Source organism: Acidovorax sp. 69 (assembly GCF_002797445.1).
GTDB lineage: Bacteria > Pseudomonadota > Gammaproteobacteria > Burkholderiales > Burkholderiaceae_C > Acidovorax.
Genome location: NZ_PGEP01000001.1, coordinates 881,595 through 899,960, shown reverse-complemented (window position 1 = coordinate 899,960; position 18,366 = coordinate 881,595). Strand labels below are relative to the sequence as shown.

The 18,366-nt window shown below is 65.9% G+C and carries 17 protein-coding genes; 8 read left to right on the top strand and 9 right to left on the bottom strand.

Features of this window, described 5'->3' with window-relative positions:
• Positions 1-12: 12 nt before the first annotated feature.
• Positions 13-1,122 carry an alcohol dehydrogenase catalytic domain-containing protein gene (locus tag CLU85_RS04205; RefSeq protein WP_100409183.1) on the bottom strand — a complete coding sequence of 370 codons (1,110 nt, stop codon included), beginning with the start codon at positions 1,120-1,122 and terminating at the stop codon, positions 13-15.
• 136 nt (positions 1,123-1,258) lie between these two features.
• On the opposite strand from CLU85_RS04205, the gene CLU85_RS04200 reads away from it, so the two are divergent.
• The 3 genes from CLU85_RS04200 to CLU85_RS04190 all read left to right on the top strand — a co-directional run bounded on the left by CLU85_RS04200 (position 1,259) and on the right by CLU85_RS04190 (position 4,361).
• A complete protein-coding gene (locus CLU85_RS04200; protein ID WP_100409182.1) occupies positions 1,259-2,857 on the top strand; it encodes a bifunctional 3-(3-hydroxy-phenyl)propionate/3-hydroxycinnamic acid hydroxylase in 1,599 nt (532 codons plus the stop codon).
• An 89-nt stretch (positions 2,858-2,946) separates the two neighbouring features.
• Entirely contained in the window at positions 2,947-3,930 is a 984-nt protein-coding gene (locus CLU85_RS04195) for a tripartite tricarboxylate transporter substrate-binding protein (RefSeq protein WP_157803913.1), read from the top strand.
• 38 nt (positions 3,931-3,968) lie between these two features.
• A complete protein-coding gene (locus tag CLU85_RS04190) occupies positions 3,969-4,361 on the top strand; it encodes a nuclear transport factor 2 family protein (protein ID WP_100409180.1) in 393 nt (130 codons plus the stop codon).
• A gap of 294 nt (positions 4,362-4,655) precedes the next feature.
• On the opposite strand, the gene glmS is transcribed toward CLU85_RS04190, so the two are convergent.
• A complete protein-coding gene (gene glmS / locus CLU85_RS04185; RefSeq protein ID WP_100409179.1) occupies positions 4,656-6,605 on the bottom strand; it encodes a glutamine--fructose-6-phosphate transaminase (isomerizing) in 1,950 nt (649 codons plus the stop codon).
• A 138-nt stretch (positions 6,606-6,743) separates the two neighbouring features.
• On the opposite strand from glmS, the gene CLU85_RS04180 reads away from it, so the two are divergent.
• Both CLU85_RS04180 and CLU85_RS04175 read left to right on the top strand, forming a co-directional pair.
• Positions 6,744-7,235 (top strand): Lrp/AsnC family transcriptional regulator, encoded by a 492-nt coding sequence (locus CLU85_RS04180; protein WP_100409178.1) that lies wholly within the window; start codon positions 6,744-6,746, stop codon positions 7,233-7,235.
• Positions 7,236-7,475: 240 nt separating this feature from the next.
• Positions 7,476-8,528: a diguanylate cyclase gene (locus CLU85_RS04175; RefSeq protein ID WP_100409177.1), complete on the top strand. Its 1,053-nt coding sequence runs from the start codon at positions 7,476-7,478 to the stop codon at positions 8,526-8,528.
• A 112-nt stretch (positions 8,529-8,640) separates the two neighbouring features.
• Here CLU85_RS04175 and CLU85_RS04170 read toward each other — a convergent pair whose 3' ends face one another.
• The 3 genes from CLU85_RS04170 to CLU85_RS04160 all read right to left on the bottom strand — a co-directional run bounded on the left by CLU85_RS04170 (position 8,641) and on the right by CLU85_RS04160 (position 11,784).
• Positions 8,641-9,435, bottom strand: a complete 795-nt coding sequence (locus tag CLU85_RS04170; RefSeq protein WP_100409176.1) for an ATP-binding protein — start codon at positions 9,433-9,435, stop codon at positions 8,641-8,643.
• On the bottom strand, positions 9,432-10,862 hold the full coding sequence (gene glmU, locus CLU85_RS04165) for a bifunctional UDP-N-acetylglucosamine diphosphorylase/glucosamine-1-phosphate N-acetyltransferase GlmU (protein ID WP_100409175.1): 1,431 nt from the start codon (positions 10,860-10,862) through the stop codon (positions 9,432-9,434). Before glmU ends, CLU85_RS04170 begins: the two co-directional genes overlap by 4 nt.
• A 166-nt stretch (positions 10,863-11,028) precedes the next feature.
• A complete protein-coding gene (locus CLU85_RS04160; protein WP_100409174.1) occupies positions 11,029-11,784 on the bottom strand; it encodes a Crp/Fnr family transcriptional regulator in 756 nt (251 codons plus the stop codon).
• 138 nt (positions 11,785-11,922) lie between these two features.
• Here CLU85_RS04160 and CLU85_RS04155 point away from each other — a divergent pair, with 138 nt between their 5' ends.
• The gene (locus CLU85_RS04155; protein ID WP_100409173.1) at positions 11,923-12,321 is read left to right on the top strand and encodes a BLUF domain-containing protein; all 399 of its coding nucleotides are present in this window, start codon (positions 11,923-11,925) and stop codon (positions 12,319-12,321) included.
• Between the two features lie 15 nt (positions 12,322-12,336).
• Here CLU85_RS04155 and fabF read toward each other — a convergent pair whose 3' ends face one another.
• Positions 12,337-13,611: a beta-ketoacyl-ACP synthase II gene (gene fabF, locus CLU85_RS04150; protein WP_100409172.1), complete on the bottom strand. Its 1,275-nt coding sequence runs from the start codon at positions 13,609-13,611 to the stop codon at positions 12,337-12,339.
• A gap of 224 nt (positions 13,612-13,835) precedes the next feature.
• Here fabF and CLU85_RS04145 point away from each other — a divergent pair, with 224 nt between their 5' ends.
• Entirely contained in the window at positions 13,836-14,459 is a 624-nt protein-coding gene (locus CLU85_RS04145; protein ID WP_100409171.1) for a TetR/AcrR family transcriptional regulator, read from the top strand.
• 138 nt (positions 14,460-14,597) lie between these two features.
• On the opposite strand, the gene CLU85_RS04140 is transcribed toward CLU85_RS04145, so the two are convergent.
• Positions 14,598-14,984, bottom strand: coding sequence for a DUF2917 domain-containing protein (locus tag CLU85_RS04140; RefSeq protein WP_100409170.1), 387 nt, complete (start codon positions 14,982-14,984; stop codon positions 14,598-14,600).
• Between the two features lie 105 nt (positions 14,985-15,089).
• The gene (locus tag CLU85_RS04135; protein ID WP_100409169.1) at positions 15,090-15,629 is read right to left on the bottom strand and encodes a DUF2917 domain-containing protein; all 540 of its coding nucleotides are present in this window, start codon (positions 15,627-15,629) and stop codon (positions 15,090-15,092) included.
• 132 nt (positions 15,630-15,761) lie between these two features.
• Between CLU85_RS04135 and CLU85_RS04130 the strand changes: the two genes are divergently transcribed.
• A complete protein-coding gene (locus CLU85_RS04130; RefSeq protein WP_100409168.1) occupies positions 15,762-16,757 on the top strand; it encodes a LysR substrate-binding domain-containing protein in 996 nt (331 codons plus the stop codon).
• 271 nt (positions 16,758-17,028) lie between these two features.
• Here CLU85_RS04130 and tyrS read toward each other — a convergent pair whose 3' ends face one another.
• Positions 17,029-18,267 (bottom strand): tyrosine--tRNA ligase, encoded by a 1,239-nt coding sequence (gene tyrS, locus CLU85_RS04125; RefSeq protein WP_100409167.1) that lies wholly within the window; start codon positions 18,265-18,267, stop codon positions 17,029-17,031.
• Positions 18,268-18,366 lie beyond the last annotated feature (99 nt).

The window sequence follows — 18,366 nt, the reverse complement described above, 5'->3', positions numbered from 1 at the left end:
GGTGGACACCTCTCAGGGGTTGATGACGAAATTACTGAACCCGCCATTGCGCCCCGCAATGCCCGAGATCGCCTCGTTGATACGGTCCAGCGGATAGCACACATGCTCGAAGACCGACAGGTCGAGCGTTCCCGCCTCGGCCATGTCCGCAATGTCCTGGCCCTCGCCTGCGGTGAACCAGGCCGAGCCTTCGATGGATTGCTGCTCGTCCATCATGGTGTGCAGGTCCATGCCCACCATGCCAGCAATGGCGCCAATGTTGTAGGCCCGCCCGCCGCGCTTGAGGGCGCGCACACCCTGCTGCAGCGCATCGTGCGAGGCGCCGGGGCCCAGCGCGTCGAAGAAGGCATCGACCCCCAGGCCCTCGGTGCGCGACTTCACCCAGGTATCGATGGCGCCGCCATCGGCATTAGAGAACACCTCGATGCGGCCGGGCGCGAGCGCCTTGACGCGGTCCAGCAGTTCCTGGTTGCGGCCAGTGCCCAGGATGCGAGTGGCCCCCATGGCCAGCCCGAACAGTGCGCCGCCGATGCCCAGCGTGCCGCTGATGCCGTTGATGAGCACGCTCTTGCCCGGCCCCACGCCTGCCTTGCGCATGGCAGAGTACATGGTGCCCAGGTAGCCGAAGCGCGCCGCCTCGTTGAAGCCTACGTTGTCAGGCAGCTTCACCAGCGCGTATTGCGGGGCGATCATGTACTCGGCCAGCCCGCCGTTGGGGTAGTTCTCATAGAGCTTGAGCGAGTTCTGCGAGAAACCGAAGTAGCCGCTGAACGCATAGTGCGTGCAGTTGATCAGGTCGCCGTTGCGGCAGGCGCGGCAGCCGCCGCAGTACAGACTGGGGTTCACGTACACGCGGTCGCCCGGCTTCCAGGCATGCACGTGGGAGCCTACTGCCGTCACTTCTCCCGCGGGATCCAGCCCGAACACGGCCGGCAGCGGGGGCAGCGGCAGCTCGGGAAACCAGGTGGTCCAGTTGGCCAATATGTTGCCCAGGTTGGGCACGATGCCGCAGGCCCTGACACGCACCTGCACGTCGTTGGCCGCTGGCTGGGGGATGGGCAATTGCTCGATCGCCATGGGGGCGCCGACCTGGTGCAGGCGGGCCGCTTTCATCATCGACATGTCGTCTCCTTGTTAAATGCACAAATAAAATTTTGTGCATTTTTTGATCGAAGCACGGACGCCGGCATCGGGATCAACCCCTAATGCACATTTTATTTTTTTATGCACAATTCACATTTATTGCATTAAAAACACCATGACCAGACACACCCCCTCTTCTGTAGACGTCGCCATCATCGGCTTCGGGCCCGTGGGCGCATCCCTGGCCGCCCTGCTGGGGCAGCGCGGGTGCCGCGTGGCGGTCTTTGACAAGTCCGAGCAGATCTACCCCCTGCCCCGCGCCTTCGCGCTGGACCATGAGGCCATGCGCACCTTCCAGCAGATCGGCATTGCCGGCGCGCTGGCGGCGCACATCACGCCCTACCGCCCCACCATCTACCGGGGCGCAGACGGCCAGCCCATCCAGCATTTCGACATGGGGCCTGCGCCCTACCCGCTGGCCTGGGCACCGTCGTATACCTTCAACCAGCCGGCGCTGGAGACCGCTCTGCGTGCGGCAGTGGGCGCACTGCCCAACGTGCAGGTGCATCTGGGCCACGAGGTCACCGATGTCCAGGAGGCGCATGGCGGCGCGGCGCTCACGGTGCAGGCAGCCGGCGGCAGTCCGCGCGAAGTGCATGCGCGCTATGTGGTGGCCTGCGACGGCGGCACCAGCCCTGCCCGCAAGCGCCTGGGCCTGCGCCTCAAGAGCCTGGACTTCGACGAACCCTGGATCGTGGTGGACATGCATGTGAACGAATCCGTGCTGGCCCGGCTGCCCGACACCAACATCCAGTACTGCAACCCGGCACGGCCCTGCACCTATGTCGTCGGGCCGGGCACGCACCGGCGCTGGGAGTTTTTGCTGCTGCCGCACGAGGCCGAGCAGCGCGAGATGCCGCCCGACGCCATCTGGCAACTGCTGGAGCCATGGATTGCCCCCGGGGAGGCCACCATCTGGCGCGCCGCCACCTACCGCTTCCACGCCGTGGTGCTGGAGCAGTGGCGCCAGGGCCCGGTGCTGCTGGCGGGCGACAGCGCCCACCAGATGCCGCCCTTTCTGGCCCAGGGCATGTGCCAGGGCCTGCGCGATGCCGCCAACCTGGCGTGGAAGCTCGACTGGGTGCTCAAGGGCCATGCGGGTGAGGAATTGCTGGACAGCTACGGCACCGAGCGCGGCCCGCAGGTGGAGGCGATCACCGCCACCGTCAAGCGCCTGGGGCAGATCATCTGCGAGCGCGACCCGGCCCGTGCCCGCGAGCGCGACGAGCACCTGCGCGCCCAGCAGGGCCACCAGGTGCGGATGCAGCTGCGCCAAAGCCTGTTGCCCGGGGTGCACCATGGCCTCATCGACCGCGATGAAGCACCGATGGGAACACCGTTCCCGCAGCCGGTCTGTCAATCCGGCACGGCAGGCCATGAACTAATGATGGACGACCTGCTGGGGCACGGTTTCGTACTGGTCCTGCGCGATGCGCCCTCGGCAGAACAGTTGGTGCAATGGATCGACGCGCTGCAGCGCTTGCAGGCGCAGGTGGCGTGCATCGACACCACCGCGCGCGCGGTGGCCGGCGTGCAGGCATTGCATGAGGCCGACGGCATCCTTGCGCGCTGGTTCGGCCAGCACGGATGCAGCGCAGCCCTGGTGCGACCCGACCACATCGTCTACGGCGTTGCGCAGGGGGCGGCGCAGACCACCGACCTGCTGCAGCGCACCTGCGAGCACCTGGCAGGGCAGCCCGCCACACTGCACTGACGTGTTCACACCCCGCAACGACTGGTGGCGTCGCACACGGCGTGCCACCAGGCGCCAGCGTGTCCCCCTCACACAACGGAGACTCCAGCATGCCGATCCCACTCAATTCCCGGCGCGGCCTTCTGGCCGCCACCGCAGCCATGGCCGCCGCCACCATCGCCCGCCCGGCATGGCCACAGGCCCCAGCCGGCATGCGCAAGCTCTTCGTGGGCTTCCCTGCCGGGGGCACGGCGGACAGCCTGGGCCGCGCGCTGGCACAGCAACTGGCCGACGCCAGCGCCAGCTACGTGGTGGAGAACAAGACCGGTGCATCCGGTCAGTTGGCCGCCGATGCCGTGCGCCTGGCGATACCCGACGGTGGCAGCCTGCTGCTGACGCCCTCATCGGTGATGACGCTGGTGCCCCAGTTGTACAAGAAGCCGATGTACGACACGCAGCGCGACTTCGTGCCCGTGGCCTGCGTGTGCGACCACTCCTTTGCGCTGGCCGTGAACGGCACGTCGCCCCACACCAGCGTGGCCGCCTTCATGGCCTGGGCCAGGGCCAACCCCTCGGCCACGACCTACGCCACACCCGGCCCCGGCAGCGGCCCGCACTTTCTGGGCACCATGATGGGCCGTGAGCTGGGCGCGCCCCTGGTCCATGTGCCCTACCGCGGCGTGGTGCCCGGGCTGCAGGACCTGATGGGCGGCCAGGTGGCCTGCACCTTCAACCCACTGCCCACCATGCTGGAGTACCACCGCGCGGGACGCATCCGCATCCTGGCCGTGACCAGCCCGCAGCGGCTGGCCAGCTTGCCCGACGTACCCACCTTCGCCGAGGCAGGCCACCCCAACCTTCAGCTCGTGGAGTGGTATGGGCTGTTCGCATCCGCCAAGGTAGCGGCCGCCACCACCACCCGCCTGGGCAGCGAGGTGCGCCGCGCCATGGCGTCACCCGAGATGCTCGCCGCCGCCAAACGGCTGGAGGTGGTGCCCCGCTACGAGGATGGCGCTGCGCTGGCGCGGCTGGTGCAGCAGGACCAGGACCGCTGGCGCGGCCTGGTGGCCAGCACCGGCATCCAGCTCGACTGAGCGCACATCTGTTTTTACCCTGCTTCACTCCACACCCCATGACCACCCACACCGAATCCCTGCTGCTGGACCTCGAAGCCCAGCGCTGCGACGCCATGAAACGTGGCGACTTTGCGCGCCTGCGCGAGATCCTGCACCCCGGCCTCACCCATGTGCATGCCAAGGGGCAGACCGACGACTACGACAGCTATTTCCGCTCCGGCGGCACGCATGTCGACTACCAGGTGATCGACCGGTCTGAGCTGCATGTGCAGGTGCTGGGCACCTGCGCCGTGATGACCGGCCGCCAATTGCTGGTAGCCGTGCGCAAGAACGGCACCGGCACCGTGCGCATCGACTCGCGCGTGCTGCAGGTATGGACGCAAGAGGACGGCGGCCCATGGCGGCAAATTGCGTTCCAGACCACACCGCTTGAGATGAGCATCACATGATCGCGGGAGCCTGAGTCATGGATATTTTTTTTTGAGGCCAGCAAACTTTTGACGGCGCGCTCAACATCAGGCACCGCTCAAAGCCCTTCTGCGTTTCCTGAGATCGCACGAGGACAAGAGAAACACCCTTTGGAACAGAGATGAGATACGGCCTGTCGATAGGGGGCTCAGAGCGCTCGCCGTAGCCCCTGTGGCGCCCGGTGACGCCCGGTGACGCCCTCGTCGCTCATTGCGCCGAGCCGTTTTCCGAAACTATCCTCGTCAGATCACTGCGCACAATTTGCTCCTCGCCCATCACTCCACAGTGACCGATTTGGCGAGGTTCCGGGGCTTATCAACATCCGTCCCCCTTGCACACGCCGTGTGATACGCCAGCAACTGCAGCGGCACCACATGCAGCAGCGGGCTCAAGGGGCCGTAGTGTTCGGGCATGCGGATCACGTGGATGCCTTCGCTGCTTTCGATGTGGGTGTCGGCGTCAGCCAGCACGTAGAGCACACCGGCACGGGCGCGCACTTCCTGCATGTTGCTTTTGAGTTTTTCGAGCAGCGCGTCGTTGGGCGCCACGGTGACCACCGGCATGCTGCTGGTGACCAGCGCCAGGGGGCCGTGTTTGAGTTCACCCGCCGGGTAGGCCTCGGCGTGGATGTAGCTGATTTCCTTGAGTTTCAAGGCGCCTTCGAGCGCAATGGGGTAGTGCAGGCCCCGGCCCAGGAACAGGGCGTTTTCCATGCGCGCAAAATCTTCGGACCAGCTGATGATCTGCGGCTCCAGCGCCAGCACGGCCTGCAAGGCCACAGGCAGGTGACGCATGGCCTTGAGGTGGCCGGCCTCCTGCTCCTCACTCAGGCGGCCCTTGCTTTGCGCCAGCGCCAGCGTCAATAGAAACAGGCCCGCCAGTTGCGTGGTGAAGGCCTTGGTGCTGGCCACGCCGATCTCCACACCCGCGCGGGTGATGTAGGCCAGCTTGCATTCGCGCACCATGGCGCTGGTGGCCACGTTGCAGATGGTGAGCGTGTGCAGCATGCCCAATGACTGCGCGTGGCGCAGTGCGGCCAGGGTGTCGGCCGTTTCGCCGCTTTGGCTGATGGTGACGACCAGGGTGCGCGGGTTGGGCACGCTGGTGCGGTAGCGGTATTCGCTGGCCACTTCCACCTGGGTGGGGATACCTGCAATGTCTTCGAGCCAGTATTTGGCGGCGCAACCGCTGTAGTAGCTGGTGCCGCAGGCCAGGATGAGAACGTTGTCGATGTCCTTGAAGACGCGCCAAGCGGCGGCGCCGGGCTCGCCGTGTTGGCCTGCGCCGTCAAACAGCTCGGGCACGATGCCTTCCACGCCTTCCAGCGTGTCGGCGATGGCGCGGGGCTGCTCGAAGATTTCCTTTTGCATGTAGTGGCGATACGGCCCCAGCTCGGCCGCTCCGCTGTGGGCCAGCACGGTGCGCACCGGGCGCTGGGCGGCAGTCAGTGCCTGGCGGGTGCTCTCGCCCTTGCCCACGATCCAGTAGCGACCCAGTTGCAGGTCCACCAGGTCGCCTTCTTCCAGGTAGACGATCTGGTCGGTGACACCGGCCAGTGCCATGGCGTCGCTGGCCAGAAAGTGCTCGGAGCCATCCTTGCCCACACCCAGGATCAGCGGCGAGCCCGCGCGCGCACCGACCACGCGGTGGGGCTCGTCCTTGTGGATGACGGCGATGGCGTAGGCGCCATGCAGCTGGGCCACAGCGGCCTGCACGGCATCAAACAGATCGCCGTTGTAGAGGCTGTCCACCAAGTGGGCAATGACTTCGGTGTCTGTCTGGCTCACAAACACATAGCCGCGCGCCTGCAAGGCGGCGCGCAGTTCTTCGTGGTTTTCGATGATGCCGTTGTGCACCAGGGCTACGCGACCCGGCTTGACCGGGTCGCTTCCCTCGTTCTGGCCGGGTGTGGCACCCGCCTCGCCCGTGCCGTGGCTGAAGTGGGGGTGGGCGTTGTGCACCAGCGGCGCACCGTGCGTGGCCCAGCGGGTGTGGGCGATGCCGGTGGCCCCGTCAACGTGGTCGGCCGCCACTTGCTCCAGCAGCTCGGCCACGCGGGCGGTGCTGCGGGCGCGCTGCAGGCCTGCTGCGCGCGTAGCGTCCAGGCTGGACGCATGCACCGCCACACCACAAGAGTCATAGCCCCGGTATTCGAGCCGCTGCAGGCCCTGCACGAGGATGGGAACGATGTTGCGCGTGGAGACTGCGCCGACGATGCCGCACATGGTGGTTGCCTTGGTTGGAGAGCGATGGCGCGATGGTAGGCATCGACGAAAAAAATTAATGATTGATTTATGTATAAATTTGAATTTAAATTTCATCAATCACAAGCAATGAAATTTTCGATCAAATTGACAGTCAATATGGAATCCATATCACTCGACACCATTGACCTGCAGTTGCTCAACCTATTGCAAACCGACGCCGCGCAAAGCAACCAGGCCCTGGCCGAACAGGTTCATGTCTCGCCACCCACCTGCCTGCGACGCGTCAAGCGCCTGCACGATGCCGGACTGATCGAGCGCCAGGTCGCCATCCTGCAACCCGACCGGCTGGCCGCCATCCAGGGCCACGGGTTGGCGTGCATCGTGGAGGTGTCGCTGGACCGCCAGGGCGCCGAGCAGCTGGACGCGTTTGAAGCCCGCGCCGTGGCCGACCACGCCGTGCAGCAATGCTGGCGCGTATCGCCCGGGCCCGACTTTGTGCTGGTGGTGCATACACGGGACATGCCGGGCTACCTGGCGCTGTCGCAGCGCCTGTTCACGGGCGATGCGAATGTGCGCAACGTGAAGGCGTTTTTTGCGACCCGGCGGGCTAAATTTGATACAAAAGTGCCTGTAGCGCTTATTGCATAAGCGCAGGCAGCTATGATTTTTGATAATTCAATGGAGCAAATCGCACCTCCCACTGCCCCACACGCCCACGGTCGCAACACCGTGCCCGCGTCCGCTGGCACGGCGGACGTGATCGCATCTGGTCATTTGCCGCTGGCAGCGCGCGGCGGCGGCATGTAAGCTCCCGCGCCACCATCCCTCAAATCAACCGGACATCGGGCGCCTGCCGATCGCACCGAGCAACACAACCCTTCGCCATTCATGCCCACACCCCGCCGCCAGATGCCCCGCCGTATCTACCCCCTGCGCATTCTGGGCATGGGGCTGGGCGGCATGGTCGTCGGCATGGTGCTGTGGGAGCGCCAGGCCAGCATCTACGCATGGTTGGCCATGGTGCTGCCCGCCTTTGTGTGGCCCCATGTGGCCTACCTGATCACACGGCGCAGTGCCGACCCGTACCGCGCTGAAACGCGCAATTTGCTCATCGACTCGGCCATGGCCGCCAGTTTTGTGCCCCTGATCCACTTCAACCTGCTGCCCAGCGTGCTGCTGCTGACGCTCACCATGGTGGACAAGATCACCACCGGCGTCCGCGGGCTGTGGGCGCGCTCGGTGCCTGCGATGCTCGCCGGGGGGCTGGTGGGCGCAGCGCTGGCGGGCCTGCACTGGGCACCAGAGACCTCTATGCGCGTCATGGTGGCGTGCTTGCCGGTGATGGTGCTGCACACCCTGTCCGTCAGCGTGGTCAGCTACCAGCTCATTCGCAAAACCGCACAGCAGAACCAGATGCTGGATGAATTGCGGCGTGTGGACGCGCTCACCGGCCTGTTCGGGCGTGGCCATTGGCAAGAGCAGGCCGAGGCCACACTGCGCCGCCACCACACCACCGACGAGCCCGCCTGCATGCTGATGCTGGACATTGACCACTTCAAGGAGATCAACGACACCCACGGCCACACCGTGGGCGACGAAGTGATCCGCGCGCTGGCGCACGTGGTGCGCGGCAACGTGCGCGCGGGCGACTGCGCGGGCCGCTACGGCGGCGACGAATTTGCCATCGTGCTGCCCGGCATGTTGGCCAAGGACGCGCTGGCCATTGCCCACCGCATTCGCGAACAAACCGAAGGCGTGCGCCTGCGCAGCCTGCCCGATCTGCGCATCACCAGCAGCATTGGCGTGGCGCCTGCCGACCACCGCCACAACAACCTGCGCGCCTGGATTGACGCGGCGGACGCGGCTTTGTACGCCGCCAAACACGGTGGACGCAACCAGGTGGCGGGACACATAGAGCGCGAGCTGGCGCCTGTGGTGTAAGGCGAAACCGCCTGACGGCGCGACAGAAACGCACCTGCCGCTGGCGAATGGCGGATGGCAAGGCGAAGAAGCCTGGCGCGCGCCGATGAATCGCGGAAGACCCGGGGTCGGACTACGACCGCTGCACAGGCCATTGCACACGCACTGTGCAACCGCCGCCCGGCAACGCCGACGCGGTGATCTCACCACCATGCCGCTGCGCAATCGCGCGGCACAGTGCCAGCCCTGTTCCCACCCCCTCAAACTCGGTCTCGCGGTGCAGGCGCTGGAACACGCCGAACAAGGCACCCGCCCGCGCCGGGTCAAATCCCACGCCGTTGTCCTGCACCTTGAAGGCCAGGTAACCCGCAGGCGCCACATCGGCTTGCACAGAAATGCAGGGCTGCGCCACGGGGCGCGAGAACTTGATCGCATTGCCCAGCAGTTGCACCAGCAGTTCCTGCAGCAGCGTGGGGTCGGCGTGCAGCGTGGGCAAATCAGCGCCCAGGCACCATTCGACGGCACGGCCCGCTTCCAGCCTCGCCACGGCAGCACGCGCTTCAGCTACTGCCGCGCCCAATGGCACTGCGTGCACCCGGAGCGGCGCACGCCCCACATGCACCAGGGCTTGCAAGCCATCAATCATCAGCCCCATGCGGCGTGCCGACTGGTCCATGGTGGCCAGAAAACCCAGCGCCTCCTGCACCTCGGCGCCCTGCAACACCTCGGGCGGCAGGTCGCCCAGCACCTCGCGCACCAGCGTGCCGTACGACGTGACATGCCGCAGCGGCGCGCGCAGGTCGTGCGACACCGCGCGCAGAAACTCCTCCTGCGCGGCAGCCATGTCGGCCACTTGCTGCTGGCTGCGGGCCAGCTCGGCGCGCAGTAACTGCAACTCGTGTTCGGCGTTGGCGGCGGGCGCATTCATGGCTTGGCTTGTTTGGCGGGCCGGGCCCAGTTCGCAATGCTGATCTGCTTACCCCGCGCCACGCTCAATGCGCCCGGCGCCGTGCTCTTGGTGATGGTGCTGCCACCGCCCACCGTGCCACCCGCGCCGATGGTGACGGGCGCCACCAGCACGCAGTTGCTGCCCACATGCACATCGGCCTCGATCACGGTGCGGTGCTTGTTGGCGCCGTCGTAGTTGGCGGTGATGCTGCCCGCGCCGTAGTTCACGCGCTCACCCACGGTGGCGTCGCCCAGGTAGGCCAGGTGGTTGGCTTTGGCGCCATCGGCCAGCGTGCTGTTTTTCACTTCCACGAAGTTGCCGATGTGCACCTCGCGGCCCAGTTGGGCGCCGGGGCGCAGGCGGGCAAAGGGGCCGATGAGGGCGCCCTCGCCCACCGTGGCGCCCAGCTTCTCGCCATCGATGTGGGTGTAAGGATGGATTACCGCGCCCGCCGCAATGGTCGCGTTGGCGATGCAGCAGTGCGCGCCAATGGTCACGCCCTCACCCAGCTCCACGCGGCCAGTGAAGACGCAGTTCACGTCGATCTCGACGTCTTGCGCACACACCAGCGCGCCGCGCAAGCCGGTGCGGGCGTCGTCGCGCACATCGAACCGTGCCGGGTCGGCCAGGCGCACGCCCTGCTCCATCAGTGCGCGGGCTTGGCGCAATTGGTGCGCGCGCTCCAGCTCGGCCAGTTGCAGCGGGCTGTTCACGCCCGCCACCTGCAGCGCATCGCTGATGCGGTGCGCCACCACGGGCACGCCGTCGGCCACGGCCATGGCGACGATGTCGGTGAGGTAGTACTCGCCCTGGGCGTTGGTATTGGTCAGCCGCGCCAGCCACGGCGTGAGCCGCCGCGCGGGCACAGCCATGATGCCGCTGTACACCTCGGTGATGCTGCGCTGGGCCTCGCTGGCGTCCTTGTGTTCGACGATGCCTTGCACGGCGCCCTCGGCATTGCGCACGATGCGGCCGTAGCCGGTGGGATCGGGCAGCGTGACGGTGAGCAACGCCAGGCACTCCGCACCACCGGCATCCACCAGCGCGCGCAGCGTGTCGGCCTGCGTCAGCGGCACGTCGCCCGACAGCACCACCACCGTGCCGTCATCGCGCAGGAGCGGCACGGCCTGCTGCACGGCGTGTCCGGTGCCCAGCTGAGGCTCCTGGCGCACGAATTTCAGATCAAAAGTGCCTCCAGCGCTTGCTGCACCTGCGGTAGCCGCTTCTACTTCTGTAGCGCCGTGGCCGGTGATGACGATGGCGCTGCGCGCCTGAAGGTGCGCGGCCTGGTCGAGCACATGGTGCAGCAGCGGGCGCCCGGCCAGGCGCTGCAGCACTTTGGGGATGCGGCTTTTCATGCGCGTGCCTTTGCCGGCCGCCATGATGAGGATGTCGAGTGGGGTCATGAAACAAATGGGGTTGTGCGCGCCGCCAAGGCCCGGCGCACGGGCATGGCGTGGATTATCGGCTGCAGCCCACCCACCACAAAACGCTACTCAAACAATAGCTACCAGCGCTTATGCAATAAGCGCTACAGGCCATTTTCATCCAATTTTTTCCACCACAGGCCATTTACAGCAGCGGCATCAGCCGCGGCGGTGTGTCGTAGTACTCGGCAATGCGCGCCAGTGCCCGCGTGTTCAGCAGCCGCAGCCGCCCGCCTTTCAGCTCGTGCAGGCCCAGCAGCGACAAGCGCCGCAGCGTCTTGTTGGTGTGCACCAACGACAGCCCCAGCGCATCGGCAATGTGCTGCTGGTTGAGCGGGAACACCACCGAGCCGTCCTCCACCAGCCCGATGCGATCCAGCCGCCGGTACAGGTGCATCAGCAGCATGGCCACGCGCTCGGTGGCGTTGCGGCGGCCGGTGGTCAGCAGGTTGTCGTCCACATGGCCTTCTTCGTGGGCCGACAGCCAGGTGATGTCGTAGCCCAGGCGCGGGTGCGCGCGAAACAGATCCCACAGACTGTCGTTCTGGAACACACACAGCGCACAATCGGTCAGCGCCTCGATGCCGTGGGTGGAGACGTCGCCAAACTCCTGCTGCAGGCCCACGAGGTCGCCAGGCAGCAAAAAATTGAGAATCTGGCGGCGCCCATCGCTCAGCGTTTTGTAGCGAAACGCCCAGCCCGCATACAGCGTGAACAGCTTGGCGTTGGTCTGGTTCTCGCGCACCAGCGCGCCGCCAGCCTCGACCACCATGGTGTTGGTGCGAAACCCTTCGATGAAGTCCAGCACCTCGGGCTTCACCGCCGTGAAGGCGCCGGTCTTTCGCAAACGGCAGTCGTGACAGGACGGGGGGCACGCGTGGAACGTGGAAGAGGCGGTCATGGTGGCGCCATTCTAGGGAGCCGCCGAAGGGTGTAGCGCTTCTGAGCGCGGCATTTTTTGCCTGCGCTACAGCCCCGTCGCCGTTACGTCTTTTGACATTGTGCGCAGACCGCGCAGCTTCTACAGTGGGCCGCATCTATGAACATAGTTGCAACCTTGTATGAAGTCCTCTACGTGAGCACACTGGCGCCCGAACAACCCTTGAGCGTGGTGGCCGACATTGCCAGGCGCGCGCGCCAGGTCAACGCAGAGCTGGGCATCACGGGCTTGCTGATTTTTGACGGCCAGCGGTTTTGCCAGCAGCTGGAGGGCCCGCAAAAGGCCGTGCTCAAACTCATCGAGCGCATCCGCAACGACGCTCGCCACGTCAACATCGAGGTGCTGCACCACGGCCCGCTGGCGGGGCGGCGTTTTCATCGGTTCAGCCTGGCCTTCAGCACCGTCGAAGATGTGGATGCGTTGGCCCGCATGGAGCAGCTGGACGGGGACGCAGCACTCGCCGCATTTGAAGTCGTGCGCGGCGAACTGGTGCTCTGAACAGGCGCCAGCCCATCATGCGGCTTCGGGCCAGCGCCGCAGGATCAGCGTGGCGTTCACGCCCCCAAAACCAAACCCGTTGAGCATGGCGTGCGTGAGCGCCATCGGTCGGGGGCGCAGCGCCACCATGTCGAGCCCCTCGGCCAACACATCGGGAGTGTGCAGGTTCAGGGTGCCGGGCACCACCTGGTCGCGCAATGCCAAGGTGGTAAAGATCGCTGCCACCGCGCCCGCCGCCCCCAGCAGATGGCCGGTAGCGGCCTTGGTGGAGCTGATGGCCACCTGCCCACCCGCGCCAAAAACGCGGCGAATGGCGGCCAGCTCACCCCGGTCGCCCACGCCGGTGGACGTGGCGTGTGCGTTCAGATGCTGCACCTCTTGCGCCGTGAGCCCCGCCTGTGCCAGCGCGGCCTCCATGCTGCGGGCGGCGCCATCGCCGTCTTCGGGGCCCGAGGTGATGTGGTACGCGTCGGCCGACGTGCCGTAGCCCACCAGCTCGGCCAGTGGCTTGGCGCCGCGCGCGATGGCGTGGTCCAGCGCCTCGATCACCAGCATGCCCGCGCCCTCGCCCATCACAAAGCCGTCGCGCTGCGCATCGAACGGGCGCGAGGCCTGCTCGGGGGTGTCATTGAACGCCGTGCCGAGCGCCTTGGCGGCCGCAAAACCGCCCAGGCTCACGCGGTCAATGGCCGCCTCGCTACCGCCGCACAGGGCCACATCAGCCTCGCCGCTGCGGATCAGGCGCGCGGCATCGCCAATCGCCTGCACGCTGGCGGCGCACGCGGTGACCGGTGCCCCCAGCGGCCCCTTGAGGCCATGGCGGATCGACACCTGCCCTGCCGCCAGATTGACGAGGAACGATGGCACCGTGAACGGCGACAGGCGCTGCGGGCCGCGCGTGTCGGTGGTGCGCACCGCCTCGGCAATCGCGCCAAAGCCGCCAATGCCCGAAGCGATCACCGTGGCCGTGCGCTCGCGCGCACGCTCATCGGCAGGCGGCCAGCCGGCCTGCGCCAGCGCCTGCTGCGCGGCGCCCAGCGCAAAGGGGATGAAGCGGTCCATCTTGCGCTGGTCCTTGCCAGAGACGATGGCATCCACATCCCACCCGCCCTCGGGGTCCTCCGCCACATCCCGCACCCGGCCAGCCACCTTGGCAGCAATACCTTCCGTCACGGCGTCAGGCAGCCGCGACAGGCCCGAGCGCCCGGCCAGCAGGCGCTGCCAGGCCAGTTCCACGCTACAGCCCAGCGGCGACACCAGGCCCATGCCCGTGACCACAACGCGGCGCATCAAGCGGCTACCCCTTCGTCACCCCGCACACCAGGCCACAGCTTGGCACTTTGGCCGTTGTTCTTCATCATCTTCATGGATTCACCTCTTGAGACACAGAAAGAGCGCAGCACCCGGGCACTGCGGAGATGCGCGGGGTACATGCCCCGCAGCTTTATGATTGCAATCATCATCATAAAGGTATGCCTGCATTTTGCGTACGACCACAATCATTAAGAGGCAACATGAAGGTATCCAAAGCACAGGCCGCTGAAAACCGGCAGGGCATCCTGGACGCGGCAGCCCGTCTGTACCGCGAGCGGGGGCTGACCGGAGTGGGCGTGGCCGACATCACACGCGATGCCGGGCTCACACATGGTGGGTTGTACCGGCACTTTGCCTCCAAGGACGCGCTGGTGCAGGAGGCATGTGCACGGGCGTTCGACTGGTCCATCGCCCCGCTGGACGGCGCCACGCCGAACACCACTGTGGGCGAGCGCATCCAGAGCTATCTCTCGCCCCAGCACCGGGATTCGCCGGGCACGGGCTGCCCGGTGGCCGCGCTGGCGGTGGACGCCGGGCGGGCTGGCGGCGAGCTGTCGGAAGTGTTTGCCCAGGGCATCGAGCGCAACATCGGGCGTTTTGCGCAGTTGCTGGCAGACAGCAGCGCTGGGGTGGGCAGCGCCTCCCTACCGGCACAAGACCGGGCGCGCGCCATGCAAGTGCTGGCCACCCTGGTCGGCGGGCTGGTGCTGGCCCGCGCCACTGCGGCGGCGCGGCCGGCGTTGTCGGATGACATACTGGCGACGCTGCAGGCCCAGTTGATCGGGCTGCTGGGTGAAGCGCCATGCCAAGGCCCGGAAGGTTGAGCCGCCTGCGCTGCACGTGTTGCCGGCACAGATGCTATCAAAAAAAGAGCTACTAGCGCTTGATGATCAAGCGCTAGCAGCTCTTTAAAGCCCCATTCATAACCCTCTCCAGAGAGGGGCAAGCCCCTTCGGTTCAGGTCAGGCGCAGCAGGCGTCGCCCCAGGCGCCGTGGGCGGGAGCCCCGTTGCCAAAGGACGCACGGCGCCACCACGATGCGGGGCGGGCACTGGCGGCATCGCCGCGCGTCCAGCGGTACTGCAGGCGGCGGCCACCCAGGGGCTCGACCACCACCGTTTGGCCTGCGGCCACAACGAGCGACTGCCCTGCGCACAAAAACACATCGCTGCTGTCACCCGGGCCCTTGCCCAGAGTGACCCAGGCCTGGCCTTCGGCGATGCGCAGTGTCATGGCGGCGCTGGGAGCCAGGCTGAGCGCAGTACCTGGGGCGACGGTGCCGGCGGTGTCAACAGCGGCGCCACTGGCGCGGGATGGCGAAAACAGCGAAAGAGCGTGAGAGGTAGTCATGGTGATATCCGGGTTAACCCTAGTAGGTGTGTATGGTGCTCGGGTTGCAGAACAAGGTCCAATGAAAAGCACGGCACCCATTGATGCTTTTCCTGCATGTCGTCGTCAAGCTGTCCTGCGCTGGCGCTGCGGTGCTATCCGATAGAGAGCAAAGCGGGCAAAACCCACCGCAAAACGCCCGCCCGCGCCGGCGACTTGCGCCAGGGCGTCAACCACTGCTCGCCCGCCCTGCGCCAACGCCTGCACCAGATCACGCAGGGGCAACACCACGCCAGACTCCCAATCACGGGCCGTCCCGCCGGCAGGCTGGGCCGCCACTGGAGCCGCCGCACCGTCCCAGCGAAAAGCCACGGCGCCGGGGTATTTGCGGGGGTTCCAGGCCTCCATCACCACATGCTGGCCCGGTGCGACGACCAACCGGTCGCCTGCCCGCAGCACGTAGTCCGCCGCAGCCCCCGGCCTGTCTGCCAAAGCCCCTGTCAACGTGAGCCAGACCTGCCCCCGGGCGATCTCCAGCACACCCTGCGTGCGCGGACGCAGCGACAGCGCCTGGCCCGTGGCCAGTTTCCAGCAACCGGCCGCAGGTCGGTCAGCCACGCTGGCCTGAACGGATTGTTGCGATTCCAGAACGTTGCGGGGTGACATGACAGACTCCTAAAATTCAGCAATAAAGCATTGCCATGGACGCATAGTGCGCTTTAGCCCCCCCACAGTCCAATGAAAACGGGGTACGCTATTCATTCCGTCCACGCATGAATCATCCACAGAGCTGCTGCCATGACCACTGCCGAATACGCCCCCGCCGTCCTTCGCACCCGGCCCGTAGCCACCGGCCACTGGCGCGCCTTTCTGGCGGTGGCGCGCCACCTGAACTTTCGCGCTGCTGCGGATGAGCTGGCCCTCACCCAATCGGCCGTGAGCCGCCAGATCCAGGCCCTGGAAGAAGAAGTGGGTGTGGCGCTGTTTCTGCGCCACACGCGTGCGGTAGAGCTGACAAGTGCGGGTGCACAACTGCAACGCGCCGTGGCGCCGGCGCTGGAGCGCATGGACGCCGCCGTGCGCCTGGTGCGTCAGACGGCGGGGCGCCGCAGCGTGGCCATCACCACCTGGGCCAGCTTTGCGTCGATGTGGCTGATTCCGCGCATGGAAGAGTTCCAGCGCGACAACCCCGGCATCGATATCCGCATTGATGCGAGCGATGTGCAAATTGACCTGGAAACATCTGACGTGGACCTGGCCCTGCGCTACGCCATGCCCGGCGGCGCCACAAGCGGTGGCGTTCGCCTCTTCGGCGAGCAGCTGGCGGTGGTGGCCAGCCCCTGGCTGCTGAAAAGCGGCAAGCCGCTGCGCACACCAGCCGATGTGGCCCAGTTCACATTGATCGAAGCCGGTGACGCACACCGCACGCAGTACCTGGAATACCTGAGCTGGCGCCGCTGGTTCGACGCCCGGGACCTGGCCAAGCTGCAACCAGAGCGGTGGCTGTACTTCAACTACGCGCACCAGATCGTGCAAGCCGCCCTGGCCGGCCAGGGGCTGGCGCTGGCGCGCATGCCCCTGATTGCCGATGCACTGGCCGCCGGCGACCTGGTCGAGGTGCTGCCCGGCCACCGCATCGACTCGCCCCTGGCCTACTGGCTCATGGTGGGTCCGCGCAGCGCACAGCGGCCCGAGATCAAGGCATTCTGCGCCTGGCTGGAGATCCAGGCCCAGGCCACGCGGGAAGCGATTGGGGATGTGCCCGACCCGGATTTGAATGACAACCTGGATTGAAGGTGGGCGGGCCGGATAGCAAGGCAACGAAGCACCGAAGCACCCTGGGCAGCAAATTAGAGGTCGCTGCACCCACCATCAATCGCTATCAAAAAATAGCTTCTAGTGCTTATCCATCAAGCGCTAGAAGCCATTTTTATACCTACCCAAAAACGGGCAGAACCACAAAGCGCAGCAGTCAAAACCGACGCGCCCCATACCAGCGCACCCGTAGAACCGGCTTCGCCGGGCCTCCGTGTGCTTACACCTCAGGGGGAAGCGGCGCAGCCGCTCAGGGGGCGACGAGCGTCACCCGGGCGAACTTGCGTTTGCCCACCTGCACCACGTAGGTGCCAGCGTCGAGCTTGAGGCCCTTGTCGCTGACCACGCTGCCGTCCACGCGCACACCGCCACCATCGATCAGGCGGCTGGCCTCGCTGCCCGATGGCGCCAGGTTGGCCTGCTTGAGCAAGGCGGCAATGCCCAGCGGGGCGCCGGACAGGGTCGCTTCAGGAATTTCATCCGGCACGCCACCCTTGCTGCGGTTCATGAAATCCTGCTCGGCCGCATCGGCCGCTGCCGCGCTGTGAAAACGCGCGGTGATTTCCTTGGCCAGCATGACCTTGGCGTCCTTCGGGTTGCGCCCGGCTGTGATCTCTGCCTTGAGCGCGGCAATGTCGGCCAGGCTCTTGAACGACAGCAGCGTGTACCAGTCCCACATCAGCGTGTCGGAGATGGACAGCACCTTGGCGAACATGGTGTTGGGCTCTTCGGCAATGCCGATGTAGTTGTTCTTGGACTTGGACATCTTGTCCACACCATCGAGCCCCACCAGCAGCGGCATGGTGAGCACACACTGCGGCTCCTGGCCATATTCCTGTTGCAGATGGCGGCCCATGAGCAGGTTGAACTTCTGGTCGGTGCCGCCCAGCTCCAGGTCGCTTTTCAAGGCCACCGAGTCGTAGCCCTGCATCAGCGGGTACAAAAACTCGTGCACGGCAATGGATTGGCCGGTGGTAAAGCGCTTGTGGAAATCATCGCGCTCCATCATGCGCGCCACCGTGTACCGGGACGCCAGCTGGATCATGCCGCTGGCGCCCAGGGGCTCGCTCCACTCGCTGTTGTAGCGAATCTCGGTTTTGGCCGGGTCCAGCACCATGCTGGCCTGCTTGTAATAAGTTTCGGCGTTCACCTTGATCTGCTCAGGCGTCAGCGGCGGGCGGGTGCTGTTGCGGCCCGAGGGGTCACCGATCAGGCTGGTGAAGTCCCCGATCAAAAAAATCACTTGGTGGCCCAGATCTTGCAATTGCCGCATCTTATTCAGCACCACGGTGTGGCCGATGTGGATGTCGGGGGCGGTGGGATCGAGCCCCAGCTTGATGCGCAATGGCTGGCCCGTGGCCTCCGAACGCGTCAACTTCTTGACCCATTCGTCCTGCGGCAGCAGCTCTTGCACACCGCGCAGCGAGATTTCGAGGGCCCGTCCTACACCATCGGAGACCGGGGTTGTTGTAACAGCAGATTGATTCATAAGGGTTTTTTGGGATGTCTAGACAGCATGCGCCGCTATACTTCAGCCCACATTGCAGAGGCGGATTCTAGTGGGCCCGCCGTTTCGACTTGTTTTTAA